17 protein-coding genes and 2 pseudogenes are annotated in these 15,589 nt (G+C 52.2%); 8 read left to right on the forward strand and 11 right to left on the reverse strand.

Annotated elements, in window-relative coordinates; all coding sequences use genetic code 11:
* Positions 1-58 precede the first annotated feature (58 nt).
* On the forward strand, positions 59-379 hold the full coding sequence (locus MKO97_RS04775) for an RNA-binding protein (RefSeq protein WP_241104929.1): 321 nt from the start codon (positions 59-61) through the stop codon (positions 377-379).
* 469 nt (positions 380-848) lie between these two features.
* A complete protein-coding gene (locus MKO97_RS04780) occupies positions 849-1,853 on the forward strand; it encodes an NAD-dependent epimerase/dehydratase family protein (protein WP_241104930.1) in 1,005 nt (334 codons plus the stop codon).
* On the opposite strand, the gene MKO97_RS04785 is transcribed toward MKO97_RS04780, so the two are convergent.
* From MKO97_RS04785 to MKO97_RS04795, 3 genes and pseudogenes are all read right to left on the reverse strand, one after another.
* Positions 1,816-2,265 (reverse strand): DUF4296 domain-containing protein, encoded by a 450-nt coding sequence (locus MKO97_RS04785; protein WP_241104931.1) that lies wholly within the window; start codon positions 2,263-2,265, stop codon positions 1,816-1,818. The genes MKO97_RS04780 and MKO97_RS04785 overlap by 38 nt on opposite strands.
* Positions 2,262-3,597 (reverse strand): annotated as a pseudogene (locus tag MKO97_RS04790) (dihydroorotase). The gene MKO97_RS04785 and the pseudogene MKO97_RS04790 overlap by 4 nt, the downstream one beginning before the upstream one ends.
* Complete coding sequence (locus tag MKO97_RS04795; protein ID WP_241104932.1) at positions 3,597-4,322, reverse strand: polyprenol monophosphomannose synthase; 726 nt, start codon at positions 4,320-4,322, stop codon at positions 3,597-3,599. Before MKO97_RS04795 ends, MKO97_RS04790 begins: the two are co-directional and overlap by 1 nt.
* A gap of 134 nt (positions 4,323-4,456) precedes the next feature.
* On the opposite strand from MKO97_RS04795, the pseudogene MKO97_RS15055 reads away from it, so the two are divergent.
* The 3 genes and pseudogenes from MKO97_RS15055 to MKO97_RS04805 form a co-directional block, all read left to right on the forward strand.
* A pseudogene (locus MKO97_RS15055) lies at positions 4,457-4,864 on the forward strand (DUF4271 domain-containing protein); the annotation flags it as partial.
* 58 nt (positions 4,865-4,922) lie between these two features.
* The gene (locus MKO97_RS15060) at positions 4,923-5,090 is read left to right on the forward strand and encodes a DUF4271 domain-containing protein (RefSeq protein WP_256463650.1); all 168 of its coding nucleotides are present in this window, start codon (positions 4,923-4,925) and stop codon (positions 5,088-5,090) included.
* 22 nt (positions 5,091-5,112) lie between these two features.
* Entirely contained in the window at positions 5,113-5,862 is a 750-nt protein-coding gene (locus MKO97_RS04805) for a uroporphyrinogen-III synthase (RefSeq protein WP_241104933.1), read from the forward strand.
* Positions 5,863-5,974: 112 nt separating this feature from the next.
* On the opposite strand, the gene pckA is transcribed toward MKO97_RS04805, so the two are convergent.
* Together pckA and MKO97_RS04815 are read right to left on the reverse strand one after the other, a co-directional pair.
* Positions 5,975-7,576, reverse strand: a complete 1,602-nt coding sequence (gene pckA / locus MKO97_RS04810; protein ID WP_241104934.1) for a phosphoenolpyruvate carboxykinase (ATP) — start codon at positions 7,574-7,576, stop codon at positions 5,975-5,977.
* A 79-nt stretch (positions 7,577-7,655) separates the two neighbouring features.
* Positions 7,656-8,039 (reverse strand): DUF423 domain-containing protein, encoded by a 384-nt coding sequence (locus tag MKO97_RS04815; protein ID WP_241104935.1) that lies wholly within the window; start codon positions 8,037-8,039, stop codon positions 7,656-7,658.
* Between the two features lie 71 nt (positions 8,040-8,110).
* Between MKO97_RS04815 and MKO97_RS04820 the strand changes: the two genes are divergently transcribed.
* The 3 genes from MKO97_RS04820 to MKO97_RS04830 all read left to right on the forward strand — a co-directional run bounded on the left by MKO97_RS04820 (position 8,111) and on the right by MKO97_RS04830 (position 10,933).
* On the forward strand, positions 8,111-9,445 hold the full coding sequence (locus MKO97_RS04820; RefSeq protein ID WP_241104936.1) for a saccharopine dehydrogenase family protein: 1,335 nt from the start codon (positions 8,111-8,113) through the stop codon (positions 9,443-9,445).
* Between the two features lie 374 nt (positions 9,446-9,819).
* Entirely contained in the window at positions 9,820-10,191 is a 372-nt protein-coding gene (locus MKO97_RS04825; RefSeq protein WP_241104937.1) for an MmcQ/YjbR family DNA-binding protein, read from the forward strand.
* 34 nt (positions 10,192-10,225) lie between these two features.
* Positions 10,226-10,933, forward strand: a complete 708-nt coding sequence (locus MKO97_RS04830; RefSeq protein ID WP_241104938.1) for a PH domain-containing protein — start codon at positions 10,226-10,228, stop codon at positions 10,931-10,933.
* A 79-nt stretch (positions 10,934-11,012) separates the two neighbouring features.
* Here MKO97_RS04830 and MKO97_RS04835 read toward each other — a convergent pair whose 3' ends face one another.
* From MKO97_RS04835 to MKO97_RS04860, 6 genes are all read right to left on the reverse strand, one after another.
* Positions 11,013-12,113 carry a DUF4407 domain-containing protein gene (locus tag MKO97_RS04835; protein WP_241104939.1) on the reverse strand — a complete coding sequence of 367 codons (1,101 nt, stop codon included), beginning with the start codon at positions 12,111-12,113 and terminating at the stop codon, positions 11,013-11,015.
* 302 nt (positions 12,114-12,415) lie between these two features.
* On the reverse strand, positions 12,416-12,823 hold the full coding sequence (locus MKO97_RS04840; protein ID WP_241104940.1) for a toxin-antitoxin system YwqK family antitoxin: 408 nt from the start codon (positions 12,821-12,823) through the stop codon (positions 12,416-12,418).
* Between the two features lie 2 nt (positions 12,824-12,825).
* The gene (locus MKO97_RS04845; protein WP_241104941.1) at positions 12,826-13,044 is read right to left on the reverse strand and encodes a hypothetical protein; all 219 of its coding nucleotides are present in this window, start codon (positions 13,042-13,044) and stop codon (positions 12,826-12,828) included.
* Positions 13,041-13,580 (reverse strand): RNA polymerase sigma factor, encoded by a 540-nt coding sequence (locus MKO97_RS04850; protein WP_241104942.1) that lies wholly within the window; start codon positions 13,578-13,580, stop codon positions 13,041-13,043. The genes MKO97_RS04845 and MKO97_RS04850 overlap by 4 nt, the downstream gene beginning before the upstream one ends.
* Before the next feature lie 54 nt (positions 13,581-13,634).
* Positions 13,635-14,051: an energy transducer TonB gene (locus MKO97_RS04855; RefSeq protein ID WP_241104943.1), complete on the reverse strand. Its 417-nt coding sequence runs from the start codon at positions 14,049-14,051 to the stop codon at positions 13,635-13,637.
* A gap of 4 nt (positions 14,052-14,055) precedes the next feature.
* On the reverse strand, positions 14,056-15,450 hold the full coding sequence (locus MKO97_RS04860) for a dipeptidase (RefSeq protein ID WP_241104944.1): 1,395 nt from the start codon (positions 15,448-15,450) through the stop codon (positions 14,056-14,058).
* Positions 15,451-15,589 lie beyond the last annotated feature (139 nt).

Consider the following 15,589-nt stretch of genomic DNA (forward strand, 5'->3'; position numbering starts at 1 on the left):
TTTCAGGCCGCCGCGTGATTAATTCGCTATCTTTGTGGCGTATACTAATTTTTTACTTATGAATATTTTTGTTGGAAGTCTTCCGTTTAGTACCGGGGAAGCAGAATTACAAGAGGTTTTTGAAGCCTATGGTACAGTCGATTCTGCTAAGATCATCAAGGACAAATTCACCGGGAAAAGCAGAGGCTTTGGCTTTGTGGAAATGCCGAATGATGTCGAAGGCGAAAGAGCCATCGAGGAATTGAATGGCTATGAACTGCGAGGCCGCCAAATTGTGGTCAACAAGTCAGAACCAAAACCTGAAGGCGACCGTCGCGGCGGTGGCGGTGGTGGATTCAACCGCGGTGGCGGAGGCGGTGGTTACCGTCGGGATTATTAATCCCACGCTAAAATGAATAAAAGCTGTCTTCGGATGGCTTTTTTTTTGGCGTGTCGGCGACCAGTAGGCAGTGGACAGTGGCAGTAGGCAGTGTTTAGTGCGGTCTACAACCTGCACAAGGTTTTCGAAACCTTGTAGGTTTTCGAGTAGTTGGATGGGGAGTGTAGTTTTTTGGCGTGTCGGCGCCCTGCGACTGCGACTGCAAACTGGATAAGGCGCCGTCGGGCTGTCTGCTATAGCCCCTCGGCCTCAGGCGGTGTTGCACGGCTGCTGACAGCTTCCTACGGTCGCTGCCGCCCGCCGGCGCCACCAGCCTTCGGCCGTCGTCGCTGTCGCGCCCATCCCTCACGCCCCGCCGGGTCCGCGCCTCTTAGCGTCACCTTATCGTACGGCGGGCTTGTACTTTCCGTCCCGCTTCACCCTCTTAGGATAGCACTGAAAATTCGGACTTTCAGACTACCTTTGTGGCATGATTCTCATCACCGGTGCCACCGGACTCGTTGGTTCGCATCTACTCCTCCGCCTTCTTGAAGACGGGCATTCCGTGCGTGCGCTCTATCGGTCCTCCGCCAAACGCGACGCCGTGCGGCAGTTGTTCGCTTTTTACGGAAAGGAGTCGCTCTACGCGGCCGCCCAGTGGCAACAGGCGGATATCACCGATATCCCGTCGCTTGAAGAAGCATTCGTCGGCATCCATGAGGTATACCATTGCGCCGCCCTCATCTCGTTTGTACCGCAAGACGAAGCCCGTCTGCGAAAAGTCAATATAGAAGGAACGGCCAACATTGTCAACCTTTGCCTGCACCACCAGGTGAGGAAACTGTGCCACGTGAGTTCCATAGCCGCACTCGGCGATCTGCGCGAAGGCGAAACGGTCAACACCGAACTATCGGAATGGAACCCGGAACTCCACCACAGCGATTATGCCATCTCCAAATACGGCGCCGAAATGGAAGTCTGGCGGGGCGTACAGGAAGGGCTACCAGCGGTTGTCGTCAACCCGGGGATCATCATCGGCCCTATGGTCGACCGAAATTCCGGCACCGCAACGCTATTCACGAATGTCAGCAAAGGAATGGCCTATTACACAGAAGGCACGACCGCCGTGGTCGATGTGGCCGATGTGGTTGATGCGATGCGACTATTGATGCAATCGGATTGCAACGGTGAAAAATTCATCCTGGCAGGCGGTACGTATACCTATCGGCAACTGGCTACTGAAACGGCACGGGCACTGGGCGTAAAACCGCCCCACAAACGCGCGTCGCGAACGCTCTTGTCGTTGGCCTGGCGGGCCGATGCTTTATTGGCATTTTTGGGTATAAAGAAGCGGGCATTGTCACGGGCGTCGGCCGAGGCGCTCCACCACACTGAAACCATCAGCGCAGAAAAGATAGAAACACAGTTCGGATTTCGTTTTCGGCCGGTCGCCGATGCTATTCTTTTGGCGGCGCGCTATTGGCAGCACGATTAGCTTCACGTACCCGTCTTTTTAAGGCCTTGAGTCTTTCGATTTCCGTCGCCTGGGTCGCACCGGTAGAAGGAGCGGGCGCTACCGGGCCATTCTTCTTCTTGGCTTCCTGAACTTTGTCCAATACCTTTTTATACAGGTTTTTATACCGGTCGGTGTCGGCGGCATACCAGTGGTCGCTTTCTACAAATTGCAAGCTGTCTACGCCATATTTCTTTAGTACATACTCCGACGGCTCGAGATGGCGCTCCAAAAACGACGATGGGTTGCTCTGCCGGATGCCTTCGATTACGTAAAGGTCATAGAGAATCGTGGCCATCTTGTCTTCTTCGATGAAGCGATTGGGTTTCGAAGCGGTATCGCGACAGGCGGCAAGCAGCAGTCCGGCTATGGCTATGAGAAGGTATTTTTTCATCGGTCGAAGGCTAAACGTTGTGCGGCCCTTTCCGGACGGACGGTGCCGTTTTCATAAACCACTTGTCCGTTGACCAACGTGTGGGTGACCGACGCCCGGAAACGCTGTCCCTCAAAAGGCGACCAGCCACACTTATATAAAAGATTGGAACGGTCTACCGTCCAGGCAGCGTTCGGGTCTACCAACACCAGGTCGGCAAAGTAGCCCTCGCGCAGGAAACCGCGTTTGTCAATTTGGAAAAGAAGGGCCGGGTTATGGCACGCTTTCTGCACGATTTTTTCAAGGCTGATTTTACCGTCGAAGTGGGTCTCAAACCAGGCCACCAGCGCATGCTGCACCAGCGGTCCGCCTGACGGTGCCTGCAAATATGGGTTCGCTTTCTCTTCGAGCGTGTGCGGCGCATGGTCGGTGGCAAACACATCAATGCGGTCATCCAGCACAGCCTGCCAGATGGCCTCGCGGTCAGCAGCGGTTTTCACGGCCGGGTTCCACTTGATGAAATTGCCTTTGGTGGCGTAGTCGGCATCGCTGAACCACAGGTGGTGCAAACAGACTTCCGCCGTAATTTTTTTCTCCGCTAACGGAATATCGTTGCGGAACAGCTCCGTTTCAATGCCGGTCGAAACGTGGAAGATATGCAGGCGAGCGCCGGTTTTTTTTAGCCAGTTCGATCGCCTTGGAAGACGACAGGTAGCAAGCTTCCGCGCTGCGTATCAACGGGTGCGCACTGACCGGGATGTCGTCGCCGTATTGTTCTTTATACTGCTCAAGGTTCCGTCGGATGGTGGCTTCGTCTTCGCAATGCGTTGAAATGAGAAGCGGAGTCGAGCGGAAGATGCGTTCCAACACCTGTTCGTCGTCGACCAGCATATTTCCGGTTGATGAACCCAAGAAGAGTTTGAGTCCGGGTACCGTCCGCAAATCGGTCTTTAGGATTTCCTCAAGGTTGTCGTTCGTGCCACCCATCATAAATCCGTAATTGGCAAACGACGAGGCAGCCGCAATCGCGTATTTTTCCGCCAACCGTTCCTGCGTCACCGCATTGGGCACGGTATTAGGCTGTTCGATATACGATGTGATGCCCCCCGCCACCGCCGCGCGCGATTCGGTTCCGATGGTACCTTTGTGGGTGAGTCCGGGTTCGCGAAAATGCACTTGGTCGTCGATAAGTCCGGGCAGCAGGTAATTTCCTCCTGCATCGATGACCCTCGCGGTAGCTTTCGACAGATCACGTCCGATTTGGGCGATATAGGCACCCTCCACCAAAAGATCTCCTTCGAAGACAGTGCCTTCGTTAACGAGACGTGCATTTTTGATAAGTATCCGTTCCATTACAATCTCCTGAACATTTTACGAAGCCGTAGCGAGATGACTCCGACGATCGCTTCCTTTATGATTGAACCGCTCATCTTCGATTGTCCTTTCGCCCGGTCTGTAAAGATAATAGGTACTTCCGTGATTCGGAAGCCGGCGGCAAAGGCCCGGTATTTCATTTCGATCTGGAAGGCGTAGCCGATGAACCGGATCCGCTCCAGGCGTATTTTCTCAAGTACCTCCCTACGGTAACACATGAATCCGGCCGTTGCATCGCGTATCTCGACACCCGTTATCATTCGCACATAAACCGAAGCGAAATACGACATCAGCACCCGGTTGAGTGGCCAGTTGACCACGTTGACTCCCGTGATGTAACGCGATCCAATCGCAACATCCGCTCCCTCTTCATGGCACGCCTTATATAGGCGTTCCAAGTCATTTGGGTTATGGGAAAAATCGGCGTCCATCTCGAAGATATACGCGTATTGGTGCTGGATGGCCCAACGGAATCCGTGCACATACGCAGTGCCGAGACCCGACTTCTCTTTGCGGTTTTCCATAAACAGGCGGTCAGGGAAGACCGACTGCAGTTCCCGCACTTTCTCGGCAGTTCCGTCAGGAGAATTGTCGTCTACGATCAGGATGTCGAAACGCTGTTCAAGCGCGAACACGGCCCGAATAATGGCCTCAATGTTATCAATCTCGTTGTAGGTGGGAATGATGACGATGCTATCGTGCATTCTACAAGGTTTACGGGCAAAAATACTGTTTTTCCGACAAGGCTTCCTTAATTAATTGATAATAAATGGAAGCGTCGAAAAATTAGTATTTTTGCGCCATGATGACGGATGTTACCCTTCACGAACGCGCGGCCATGAGTGCCGACTGGGCAACGGTCGTCTTTGTGGTCGGGCTTGCCCTGCTGACCGTCACGCGGGTGGCCTTTGAGAACCGGTTCCTCGAGTTTTCACGGCTCGCTATTTCCGACAAATACATCAAGATATACCGAGACAGTGGCCAGTTGGTCGGATGGTTTACGATTGCCCTTTTCCTGGTGCAGGTCATTTCATTCGCTTTCCTCATCCAACTTGCCATGGACCACTTCGGGTATGCCAACCGGCACGACTGGATGCTCTTCATCCGTATCTCGACCTTTGTGTCGGTTTTTATCCTGGCAAAGTTCCTGATTGAGAAGATTATCGCCACTTCGTTCCATATTGAAGAGTTTGTGGAGCAGTTCAATTTGTACAAAATTAGCTACAGAACCTATCTGGGGATGATTTTGCTTCCAATCGACGCCGTCCTCTTCTATCACGAAGCATTGCCTTCATTTATGATTTATGCATTGTTTGTTTATAATAATTGCAATAAACGGCATTACTTATCTAAGTTCATTGAAGACTTATCAAAATCTGATAGTGTCTCACTTGTTTTATTTTATTTTGTATCTTTGCGCACTTGAAATTGCGCCCTATTATTTCTTGTATTACTGGTTTACAAAAAGTTAGGATCCAGAGTTACCATCCGTATATGAAAGTGAAGACTATCCTGGTGTCACAGCCGGAGCCGAAAGTGGATAATTCGCCTTACCACGAACTCCAGCAGAAACACAAAGTTAAGATCGATTTCCGGCCTTTCATCCACGTCGAGGGCGTAAGCGCGAAAGACGTCCGGCTGCAGAAAATCGACCTGAACCACTATACCGCCATTATCCTGACCAGTAAGAATGCCGTCGACCATTTCTTTCGGGTGGCAGAGGAGATGCGGTATAAAATCCCAGAGACCCTGAAGTATTTCTGCCAGTCAGAAGCGATTGCGTTTTACCTCCAGAAGTATGTGGTCTACCGCAAGCGGAAAATATATGTCGGACAGAAAGATTTCGCCGATCTCGCGCCGCTTATCAAGAAGTATAAAGACGAGAAGTTCCTCTTGCCGGCGTCCGATCAATTGAACGCCGATGCGCCTCAGGTACTTAACAACCTGAAAGTCGACTGGACGCAGGCTACGTTCTATAAAACCGTGATGAGCGACCTTTCAGATCTCGCAGACGTTTACTACGATGTCCTGGCGTTTTTCAGTCCGACCGGTATCAAGTCGTTGTTCAAGAACTTTCCTGACTTCGAACAAAACAATACCCGCATCGCGGTTTTTGGAAGCACCACACAGAAAGAAGCCCTCGAACACGGACTCCGGGTCGATATCATGGCGCCCGCGCCGGAAGCCCCGTCTATGACGATGGCACTCGACAAATACATCGCGAAAGTCAACAAAGAAAAATAGTATCTAATAAGACATAAGAAAAGGCCATCCATTCAGGAGGGTCTTTTTTGTTCTCAACTACCCACAAAAAAAGCTGTCACCTGACAGCTTTTTTTCGAATCAATAACCAACCTTATGCCGTCGGGCCGCCCGCCAGTATTTCCTCATTGGCGAACGCCTCAAACTTGGCGAAGTTCTGCCGGAAACGCGTGGCAAGCTCAACCGCTTTCACGTCATATAGATATTTGTCTGTCCAGGTGTTGCGCGGATTCAGCACGTCAGCCGGAACTTCCGGACACGATTGCGGTACGGCAACGCCAAATACTTTGTGTTTCGCGTAAATCACATGGTCAAGTTCACCTTTGAGGGCGGCGGTGATCATCGCGCGGGTGTATTTCAATTTCATCCGGTTACCAGTGCCATACGGGCCGCCTGTCCAACCGGTGTTGATCAGCCATACTTTCACGCCGTTGGCCTTCATTTTCTCGCTCAGCATTTCGGCATAGCGCGTCGGATGCAGCGGCATGAACGGCGCACCGAAACAAGCTGAAAAGTTCGGTTGCGGTTCGTTGACGCCTGCTTCGGTTCCCGCTACTTTCGCGGTATAGCCTGAAATGAAGTGGTAAGCGGCCTGTCCCGGCGTCAATTTCGAGATAGGAGGCAGGATTCCAAAAGAATCCGCAGTAAGGAAAAAGATATTCCGCACGTCCTTCCCAACCGAACCCGGTTGTACATTGTCGATATGGAAAATCGGATAGCTTACCCGTGTGTTCGGCGTGATAGATACGTCGGTATAGTCCACTTCGCTTGTGCCGTCCTTAAAAATTACATTCTCAAGCAGGGCTCCTTTTTTGATAGCGCGGAAGATATCCGGTTCGTTTTCCTCGGTCAGGTTGACCACTTTCGCGTAGCAACCTCCTTCGAAGTTAAACACGGTGTTAGCAGGCGTCCAACCGTGTTCGTCGTCGCCAATCAGTTTGCGACCCGGGTCAGCCGATAGCGTCGTTTTACCGGTTCCGGAAAGTCCGAAGAACAAGGCGGTATCCTGTTCGTCGCCCACGTTCGCACTACAGTGCATCGGCAACGTATTCTTTTGTGTAGGAAGGATAAAATTCAGGGCAGAGAAAATGCCTTTTTTCATTTCGCCAGTGTACCCCGTGCCCCCTACCAACGCAATTTTGCGGGTAAAGTTCAGGATGGCGAAGTTCGGCTGCCGCGTTCCATCGACCGCAGGGTCCGCCTGGAAACCGGGTGCACACACCACGTGCCATTCCGGCGTAAATCCATCCAGTTCGCTTTCGCCCGGACGCAGGAACATGTTGTAGCAGAAAAGATTCGACCACGCGGTTTCCGTCACCACGCGCACATTCATCCGATAGGCCGGATCCGCGCATACATAGCTTTCACGTACAAACACCTCTTTACCCGAAAGGTACTTGGTTACTTTTTCGTATAAACGGTCGAACGCTTCCGGAGAAAAAGGAATGTTCACATCGCCCCACCATACATCCTGCTCCGTAATCGCATCTTTTACGATGAAACGGTCTTTAGGTGAACGTCCGGTAAACTCTCCGGTATTGATGGCGAGTGCACCCGTCGACGACTCGACTCCCTCGCCCGACGCAATCGTGATGGCATGTAGCTCATCCGGCGATAACTGGTAACGGACGCTGGCATCAGTAATTCCAAGGCTTTCCAGCGAAATCGATTTCGTAAACAGGGCGTTTGTATCCATAAAAATAGGTGTTTTGCGAGTTGTTGTTGCGCAGCAAAGGTACGCAATATCGGTTATGATGTTATGTAATGTGCAAAATTTATGACTTTTTCCGGGCAAAATCGAGAAATAGCCAAGCCCATGCGCATATTAATAAGAATCCTCCAATAGGCGTTACAGGCCCCAAAAACGACAAACCGACCTTCCAGGCTTCATCCAAAGCGAGTAAATAGAGCGAGCCGCTAAAAAGCACTACACCCAGTAACGTAAGCGCCGAGATACCCTTCCGGGCCTTGTCTGAAACCGGGGCCAGGGCCACGAACAACAAAAAAAGCGCGTGGTACATCTGATAACGCACCCCGATCTCGAAAGCGTTTAGAAAAGGAGGGGTCAGGAGGTTCCGAAGGGCATGCGCACCAAACGCTCCGAGTATGATAGAAGTGCCCCCGAATGCAGCGGCAATAAGTATAAGGCTACGACGCATCTTTTTTTTGCTAAAGATACGGCATATTACCCGTTTGGGAAATTACCCCATGACCCATTACCTTTGCCGCCATGAGACACATCCTGATTATCGGTGCCGGCCGTTCCGCCTCTTCACTCATTCGTTACCTTCTTGAACGGTCGGAAGCCGAACAACTACACCTGGTAATCGGGGATCTGTCGGAAGCTCTTGCCACGGCTAAGACGGGCGGACACCCCAATGCGACGCCCATTGCCTTTGACGTGACAGACACCGCCCAACGCCAGGAGCAGATCCAGAAAGCGGACCTCGTCATTTCCATGCTGCCTGCGCACATGCATGTCGACGTAGCCCGCGATTGCCTCGCCTTCGGCAAACACATGGTGACGGCGTCGTATGTGAGTGAGGCGATGCTGGCGCTGGATGAAGAAGCTACGGCACGTGGACTCGTATTCATGAACGAAATCGGACTCGATCCGGGTATCGACCACATGAGTGCCATGAAATTGCTCGATGAAATCCGGGCGGAAGGCGGCCGCATCAAGGCGTTCGAATCGCATTGCGGTGGACTCGTGGCTCCGGAATCTGATGACAACCTGTGGAAATACAAATTCAGCTGGGCACCCCGTAACGTCGTATTGGCCGGACAGGGCGGGGCGGCAAAGTTCCTTGAGAAGGGCAGCTATAAATACATCCCTTACCAACAGCTCTTCCGGCGCACATTACCGCTGTCTATTGAAGGATATGGCGATTTCGAGGTCTACGCCAACCGCGATTCGTTGAAATACCGCGAAGCCTATCGCCTTGACGGAGTCGAGACGCTCTTACGCGGCACCGTTCGTCGGGCCGGTTATTCCGCCGCCTGGGATGTATTGGTACAACTCGGCATGACTGACGACACCTATACGGTCGACAACTCAGAAACCCTCACGCATCGCGAGTTCCTGAACCTGTTCCTGCCGTATCATCCGTCCCGATCCGTAGAAGAGAAACTCCGCGCCCAATTCACCATCAACGACGACTCCTGGCGCAAGCTCGAGGAACTCGAACTGTTCAGCAACGACAAAAGGGCCGGACTGCCGCACGCAACGCCTGCCCAATGGCTTGAAACGGTATTGGCAGAGAAGTGGGCGCTCCGGCCGTCTGACAAAGACATGATCGTCATGTACCACAAAATTGGCTACGAACGCAACGGCACGCACCACCAACGGCATTCGCAAATGGTCGTTATAGGCGATGATCGCACCTACACTGCCATGGCCAAAACGGTCGGTCTTCCGGTCGCCATCGCGGCACTGATGATCCTGAACGGCACCATCCGCACACCCGGCGTCCAACTGCCCCTTCGCCCGGATGTCTACGAGCCAATACTCGCCGAACTGGCCACGTATGGCGTCCGATTTGTAGAAAAAGACATCGCGCTTTAAGCGTTTATCCACGAAGTAATCAGTAGGGCGGACATTCCCCGCTGTTCGCGTCAAGTCCTCGCGCCATCCGCGGGTGTGGCATCCGCGCCGTCGAGCTTCCGTTGGTCGCTGCCGCCGCCGGGCCCCACCTCACGGCTGCCGTTTCGGCCTTTCTGCTGCCATCGGGGCCGCAGAAGCGTATGTCCCGACGAATCGGTTTCAAAAGAACGAGAGTTGATAATTTAACATTTTAGGCGGTTTTTCCGTATCCACGGCTCCCGCGCAGTTTTTACCTTTAGACCTCAAAGGTTTTAAAAACCTTTGAGGTCTAAGCCGACCGCCAGCGCGACGAATCGGTCGCGTCAAAACCATTTTGTGAATGTCAGTAAGCCCTTATGGATATACAACACTTTTTCGAATATTGCCTCGCCAAGAAAGCCGTCACCGAACATTTCCCCTTTGACGAAGACACCCTCGTCTTCAAAGTGGGTGGCAAAATGTTCGCCCTCGCCTCACTGTCGGAGTGGGAGAAGGGAAGCCCCGCCGTCAACCTCAAATGCGACCCCGACCGCGCAGCCGAGCTCCGCGCCGAATACGAAGGCATACAACCCGGCTACCATATGAGCAAAATCCACTGGAATACGGTCGCCGTCAACGCCGACGTGCCCGATAGCATGGTGCGCGCACTCATCGACCATTCCTACGAACTGGTGCTGAAAAGTTTACCTAAAAAAGCGCAGGCGGAAATCGCCGAATCAGCCGATTGAGTTATTTTTGCAGCCGTAACCACACGCCCACAACATGAAAGAACAGATTCGGAAATTCCTCAACGAAGAACAAGACCCAAAAGCGGTCGAGAAAGTGACCCACAAACTCAACGACCTGTTGATGCGCGGCGAAGAGATCGGTTATATAGGGGTGCAGAAAAACCCGGTGCTCACGGTGTTCCCCGACAGCATCGTACTGACCAACAAACGAATCATCATCTGCAAACCCAAGAATCTCGGCCTGTCAATGGACTTCACCGATTACACCTGGGACGATATCGACACGACCTTCGTGAAAGAAGGTATCCTCGGCTCCGAATTCTCCTTCACCACCCATACCGAACTGGTCATTTCCATCGATAACCTGCCGAAAATACAGGCGCGTAAAATCTACACCTTCGCCAAAGAGCAACTCGATATTCTGAAAACGGGCTCCGAGCCGGCAGCGGCAGCACCCGTCGAAGCGGCACCGGCACCAGTGGCCACTCCCGTCGCCGAAATCGAAGAAGCTGAAACCGAAGAGGTGACCCACTTCGCTGAGATACTTCCGGCCACAACGGCCACAATTGCCGAAACACCAGTCCCACCATCCGCAAGCCACAGCGGCGAACGCAGCCTCTCTGAACTGTCAAAAGAAGAGCTGTTCGAGAAATTACAGAACTACAAAAAACTCCTTGACAACGGCCTCATCCTGCAAGGCGAATATGACAACCTGAAAAAGGAGATATTGGCGTACCTCTAAGATATCCCTAAAAAAGAATCCCAAATTCCGGTATAAAACAAACTGGAATTTGGGATTTTTATTTTCAGTTGGGATCGTATTACATCGTCTCCCACTGCTTCTCCACAAACCGGTGCGCCTGCAACTCCAGCAGTTCTTTTGCCTTGCTGCGCTGCAATCCGAACAGGCCTTTGTCCTGGGCGATGTCAGCGTACACCCTGTCGTGCATTTCCGCGCTCGTTGCCACCAGCAGTTGCCGTTGGTGCTTGTCTTGTGCCAACGTCGCCTGCAAGGCCGTTTCGATGTCTTCGAGTTTGAAATCGTATTCTCCCTTCGGCGACAGCAACTTTGCGATGATCGGCGCGGTTTCGATCGCCAGGAACAGCAACATAATGAACAACGACGGCAGCAGCGGTAACGATCCGAGCGCATTGATCCGCGCCATAAGACCGTCAAACCCTTCGATTACAGGTTGTCCATCGCCGATTTTTTTGTCGAGGTCGGCCTGCACGTCCTTATTTTTAGCTTCCAGTGCCGCAATTTTCGCCAGGTTCGCCTTTCGCAGCGTATCGAGTTCCGTGCGGGCCAGGTCGTGCTTCGCGATTTTCTCTTTGAATACCGGTCCCTTCCCGATCTTCAGTGTGCCCTTACGCCCCTCTGCTTCCGCAATATAGGTGTCGTACAACGTATTCACTTCTTTCTCTTTATCCGCGATCTCGGTCTTCAGGCGCTTGATATCCGACTCGTTCCGGTCAAGGTCGGTCTTGAAATAATCCGACACTTCTTTCTTGTTCCGCAGCGCCATCGCGTTTTTTTCTTTCAGCAGCACCGTATTGATTTCTTTTTCAAAAATCTTGATCTCAAGCGGTTTCGAGATAACGATCGCAATGATGACCGCCAACACCACACGCGGCGCCGCCTGAAGCAGTTCCTGCCCAAAACGGTCGCGTTTGCGGATGGTCGACACAATAAAACGGTCGAGGTTGAAAATCAGCAGTCCCCAGATAAGACCAAAGAACACCGCAGGCCAAACATTGTCAAAAACGGTGTACAGCGCGTAAGAAGCAGCCACCCAGGCCATGACGGCCGTGAAAAAAACGGTAGCGCCAATGCCGGCGAACTTGGTTTGTTCGCCCTCCGAGCAAGTGCCAAGCAACTTGCGGTCTGCGCCAGAGCACAGCACGAAAAAAGATTTCAGCATAGGGATGATTTAGGTCCGGGCGCCGCAAAACGATAACCCGGATTTGATTGATGATGATACCTGCAAAAGTAACGCCAAAAGAACGCCAATCGTCTCCCGTCACAAAATATTTTTTCGTAAGATGCTGTAAAACAGTATTTTTTGGTGTAATTTTTTTTGGGCGTTCCCCGGCATCGCGTCCGTTCTTCCCTTTCAATGCCTCCGCCGGGTCGCGTGCTCTGCTTTATCCCGCCCTCCTGCGTCGGGTCGGGGATACCGCGGCCGCCCGCTAACGCAACCCCTTCTTCTTTCGACTGCCGTCGTTACGGGAGTGGCTTTTCGCTCAGCAGATTACCTTCCTTATACGTCCGGATCAGGATGGGAGTGCCCTGTTCGTCAAAATACGTCCAGTCGCCCGAATAGAACCAATGCCGCTCTTTGTCGGTCACGACCACGCGGGTCACACCTTTCGACGCGACTTTTCCGTTCGGATGATAGAACGTTACATCACACACCGAGTCGCGGTAGCGTTCTATTTTAAAGAGTTTCCCATTGGTGTAGTGCCGCCAGCGTTTTACCTCGTCGCCATGGCGATAGCGCCCCACGCTTTTGTAGCGCTGTTTGTCGTCAGCGTAAACTTCTTTCCAGCGGCCTTCCCGTTGGCCGTTGACCGTCCGGTTCGGGGCACATGCCACTAGCAATAGCAGAAAAAGAAATGCGGTGTATCTCATAGTTAGGAATGTCGTTCGAAAAAGAAGATGGTCATGCATACTGCCACTATCACAATGACCAATAGCAATAAGACAATCAGGAACAGCCGCGACGACTGCGGTCGGAACCACGGCCGCCTGACCGATTTTCGCCGGATCTTCTGCCACAGTTCGTCCGACGGTGTCTCATCGAAACCGGCACTTTTCGCTTTGAAGAGTTCGAAGAGTTCCTTATCGTTCATGGCTGCATTTTTTTGGATTGGGCCTCTGCCAATAACTTTTTCAACTTTTCCTTTGCATAGTTCAGTTGCGATTTCGACGTGCCTTCCGATATGTTCAGCATTTCGGCAATTTCGTGGTGCTTATACCCTTCAATTGCGAACAGGTTGAACACCAATCGCGCACCTTCGGGCAATACCAACAACATCTTCGATACGTCATCCATTTCAAAATCCCGCATCACCGCCGAGTCCACCGAAACATGTACATCTTCGATCTCAGCCCCGAAGCGGAACGGGTTTTTCTTTCGCAACTCCATCAGGCAATGGTTTACCGCAATCTTCAGGATCCATCCCGAAAAATTACCATCACCTTTAAACTGGCCGATTTTCGCGAAGACCGTCACAAAGGTATTCATCGCCATTTCCTCGGCCCGCTCCCGATCCTTCATATAGCGTTTGCAGATACCCAGCACACGCGCACCATACAGCTTATAAAGCTGGTGCTGTGAAAGCGGATCCTGGCGCAGGCATCCGGAGATGAGGTCTTTTTCAGACATGAACGGGACTTTTCGGATGCGATGCGTGTAAGGAAGGCAAAGGTTGTATGACCGTTATTCTTTTGATGTTGGTTCTTCTTTAGGGGCCGTCAATACAAGGGGAAAAGCATACTGCACCCGTACAGGCCGTCCGTTCTGTTTGGCGGGTTTCCATTTGGGCGATTTTGCCAGCAAATCCAGTACCGCCTGGTCCAATGAGGCTAAAGGACTTCCTTTCACGCGCACGTCCGTCGTCGATCCATCCTTCTCGACCACAAAGGTGACGAATAGTTTCACCGAAAGGGTATCTGCCTCTTCCGGAATCCGGAAGTTCTTACGTACGAAATCATAGAAAGCCTTCGTACCTCCGGGAAACTCCGGTGTCGACTCCGGAGCCGTTTCATATACATCCTGCTTGTCCGTTTCCTGTGCTGAGGCCGTTGCCGACAGCAGCCATAAGCCGAGCCCACAAGCCGTAAAAAAGCGTTTCACAGGCTTATTGACCGCTTGCCAACTCCGTGAAATACTTGTAAAACAACGGAATCGTCTCAATTCCTTTCAGGTAATTGAAAATCCCGAAATGTTCGTTCGGCGAGTGGATGGCGTCGCTGTCAAGTCCGAATCCCATCAAAATGGTCTTGCTTTTCAACTCTTTCTCAAACAGTGCCACGATCGGAATACTGCCGCCCGAACGCACTGGGATGGCCGGCACACCGAACGTTTCCGTATACGCCTTGTTCGCGGCCTGGTAACCGATGCTGTCAATCGGCGTCACATAACCCTGGCCCCCGTGGTGCGGTGTCACTTTTACCCGCACACCGGCTGGCGCGATGCTTTCGAAGTGGCGTGTAAACAGTTCGGTAATCTCTTCCCAATCCTGGTGGGGCACGAGGCGCATGGAAATCTTGGCATAGGCTTTCGAAGCAATGACGGTCTTGGCACCTTCGCCCGTATAGCCGCCCCAGATGCCGTTGACATCCAGCGTTGGTCGGATCGAGTTGCGTTCGTTCGTCACATAGCCTTTCTCTCCGTATATGTCGTCAATATCCAACGCCTTTTTGTAGGCATCCAGCGAGAACGGCGCCTTGGCCATTTCGTCGCGTTCTGCCCTTGATAATTCCTCTACCTTATCGTAAAAACCCGGAATGGTGATATGGTTGTTTTCGTCATGCAGCGAGGCAATCATTTTTGCCAGCACGTTGATGGGGTTGGCCACCGCGCCACCGTAAAGTCCGGAGTGCAGGTCGCGGTTCGGCCCCGTCACTTCCACCTCAACATAGCTGAGTCCGCGCAAACCGGTCGTGATCGACGGCTGTTGGTTCGAGATCATCCCCGTATCCGAAATCAGGATGACGTCGCATTTCAGTTTGTCCTGATTGCGCTCTACAAACCAGCCAAGGCTCTTCGATCCGACTTCCTCCTCGCCCTCAATCATGAATTTGACGTTGCAGGGAAGGGCGTTGTTTCGCATCATATATTCAAACGCCTTCACGTGCATATACATCTGGCCCTTGTCGTCGCAGGCGCCGCGGGCGAAGATCGCGCCATCGGGGTGCAATTCCGTTTTTTTGATCACCGGCTCGAAAGGCGGGGAAGTCCAGAGGTCGATCGGATCGGGTGGCTGCACGTCGTAATGTCCGTATACCAACACAGTCGGTAAATTCGGGTCAATTGTCTTTTCACCATACACGATGGGATAGCCGGGTGTTTCGCAGACTTCCACCACATCGCAACCGGCCTCGACAAGGCTTTTGCGAACGGCTTCGGCCATATCAATGACATCCTGTGAGTAGGCGCTGTCGGCGCTGACCGACGGTATTCTCAAAATCGAAATCAGTTCTTCTATAAAACGGTCTTTGTGTTCCGCTACGTAAGATTTAATCGTGTGCATCAGGGTTAGGTTTGACCCAAATGTACGAAAAAGGGAGAGATGGGGAATTAGCGAATGAGCCAATTAGCGGATTAGCGAATGAGATAATTAGATGATTAGAAAATGAGATAATGCGTAGAAGGACGTGCTTCGATCCTCG

Origin of the sequence: Flavobacterium sp. HJ-32-4 (genome assembly GCF_022532105.1) — a bacterium.
GTDB lineage: Bacteria > Bacteroidota > Bacteroidia > Flavobacteriales > Flavobacteriaceae > Flavobacterium.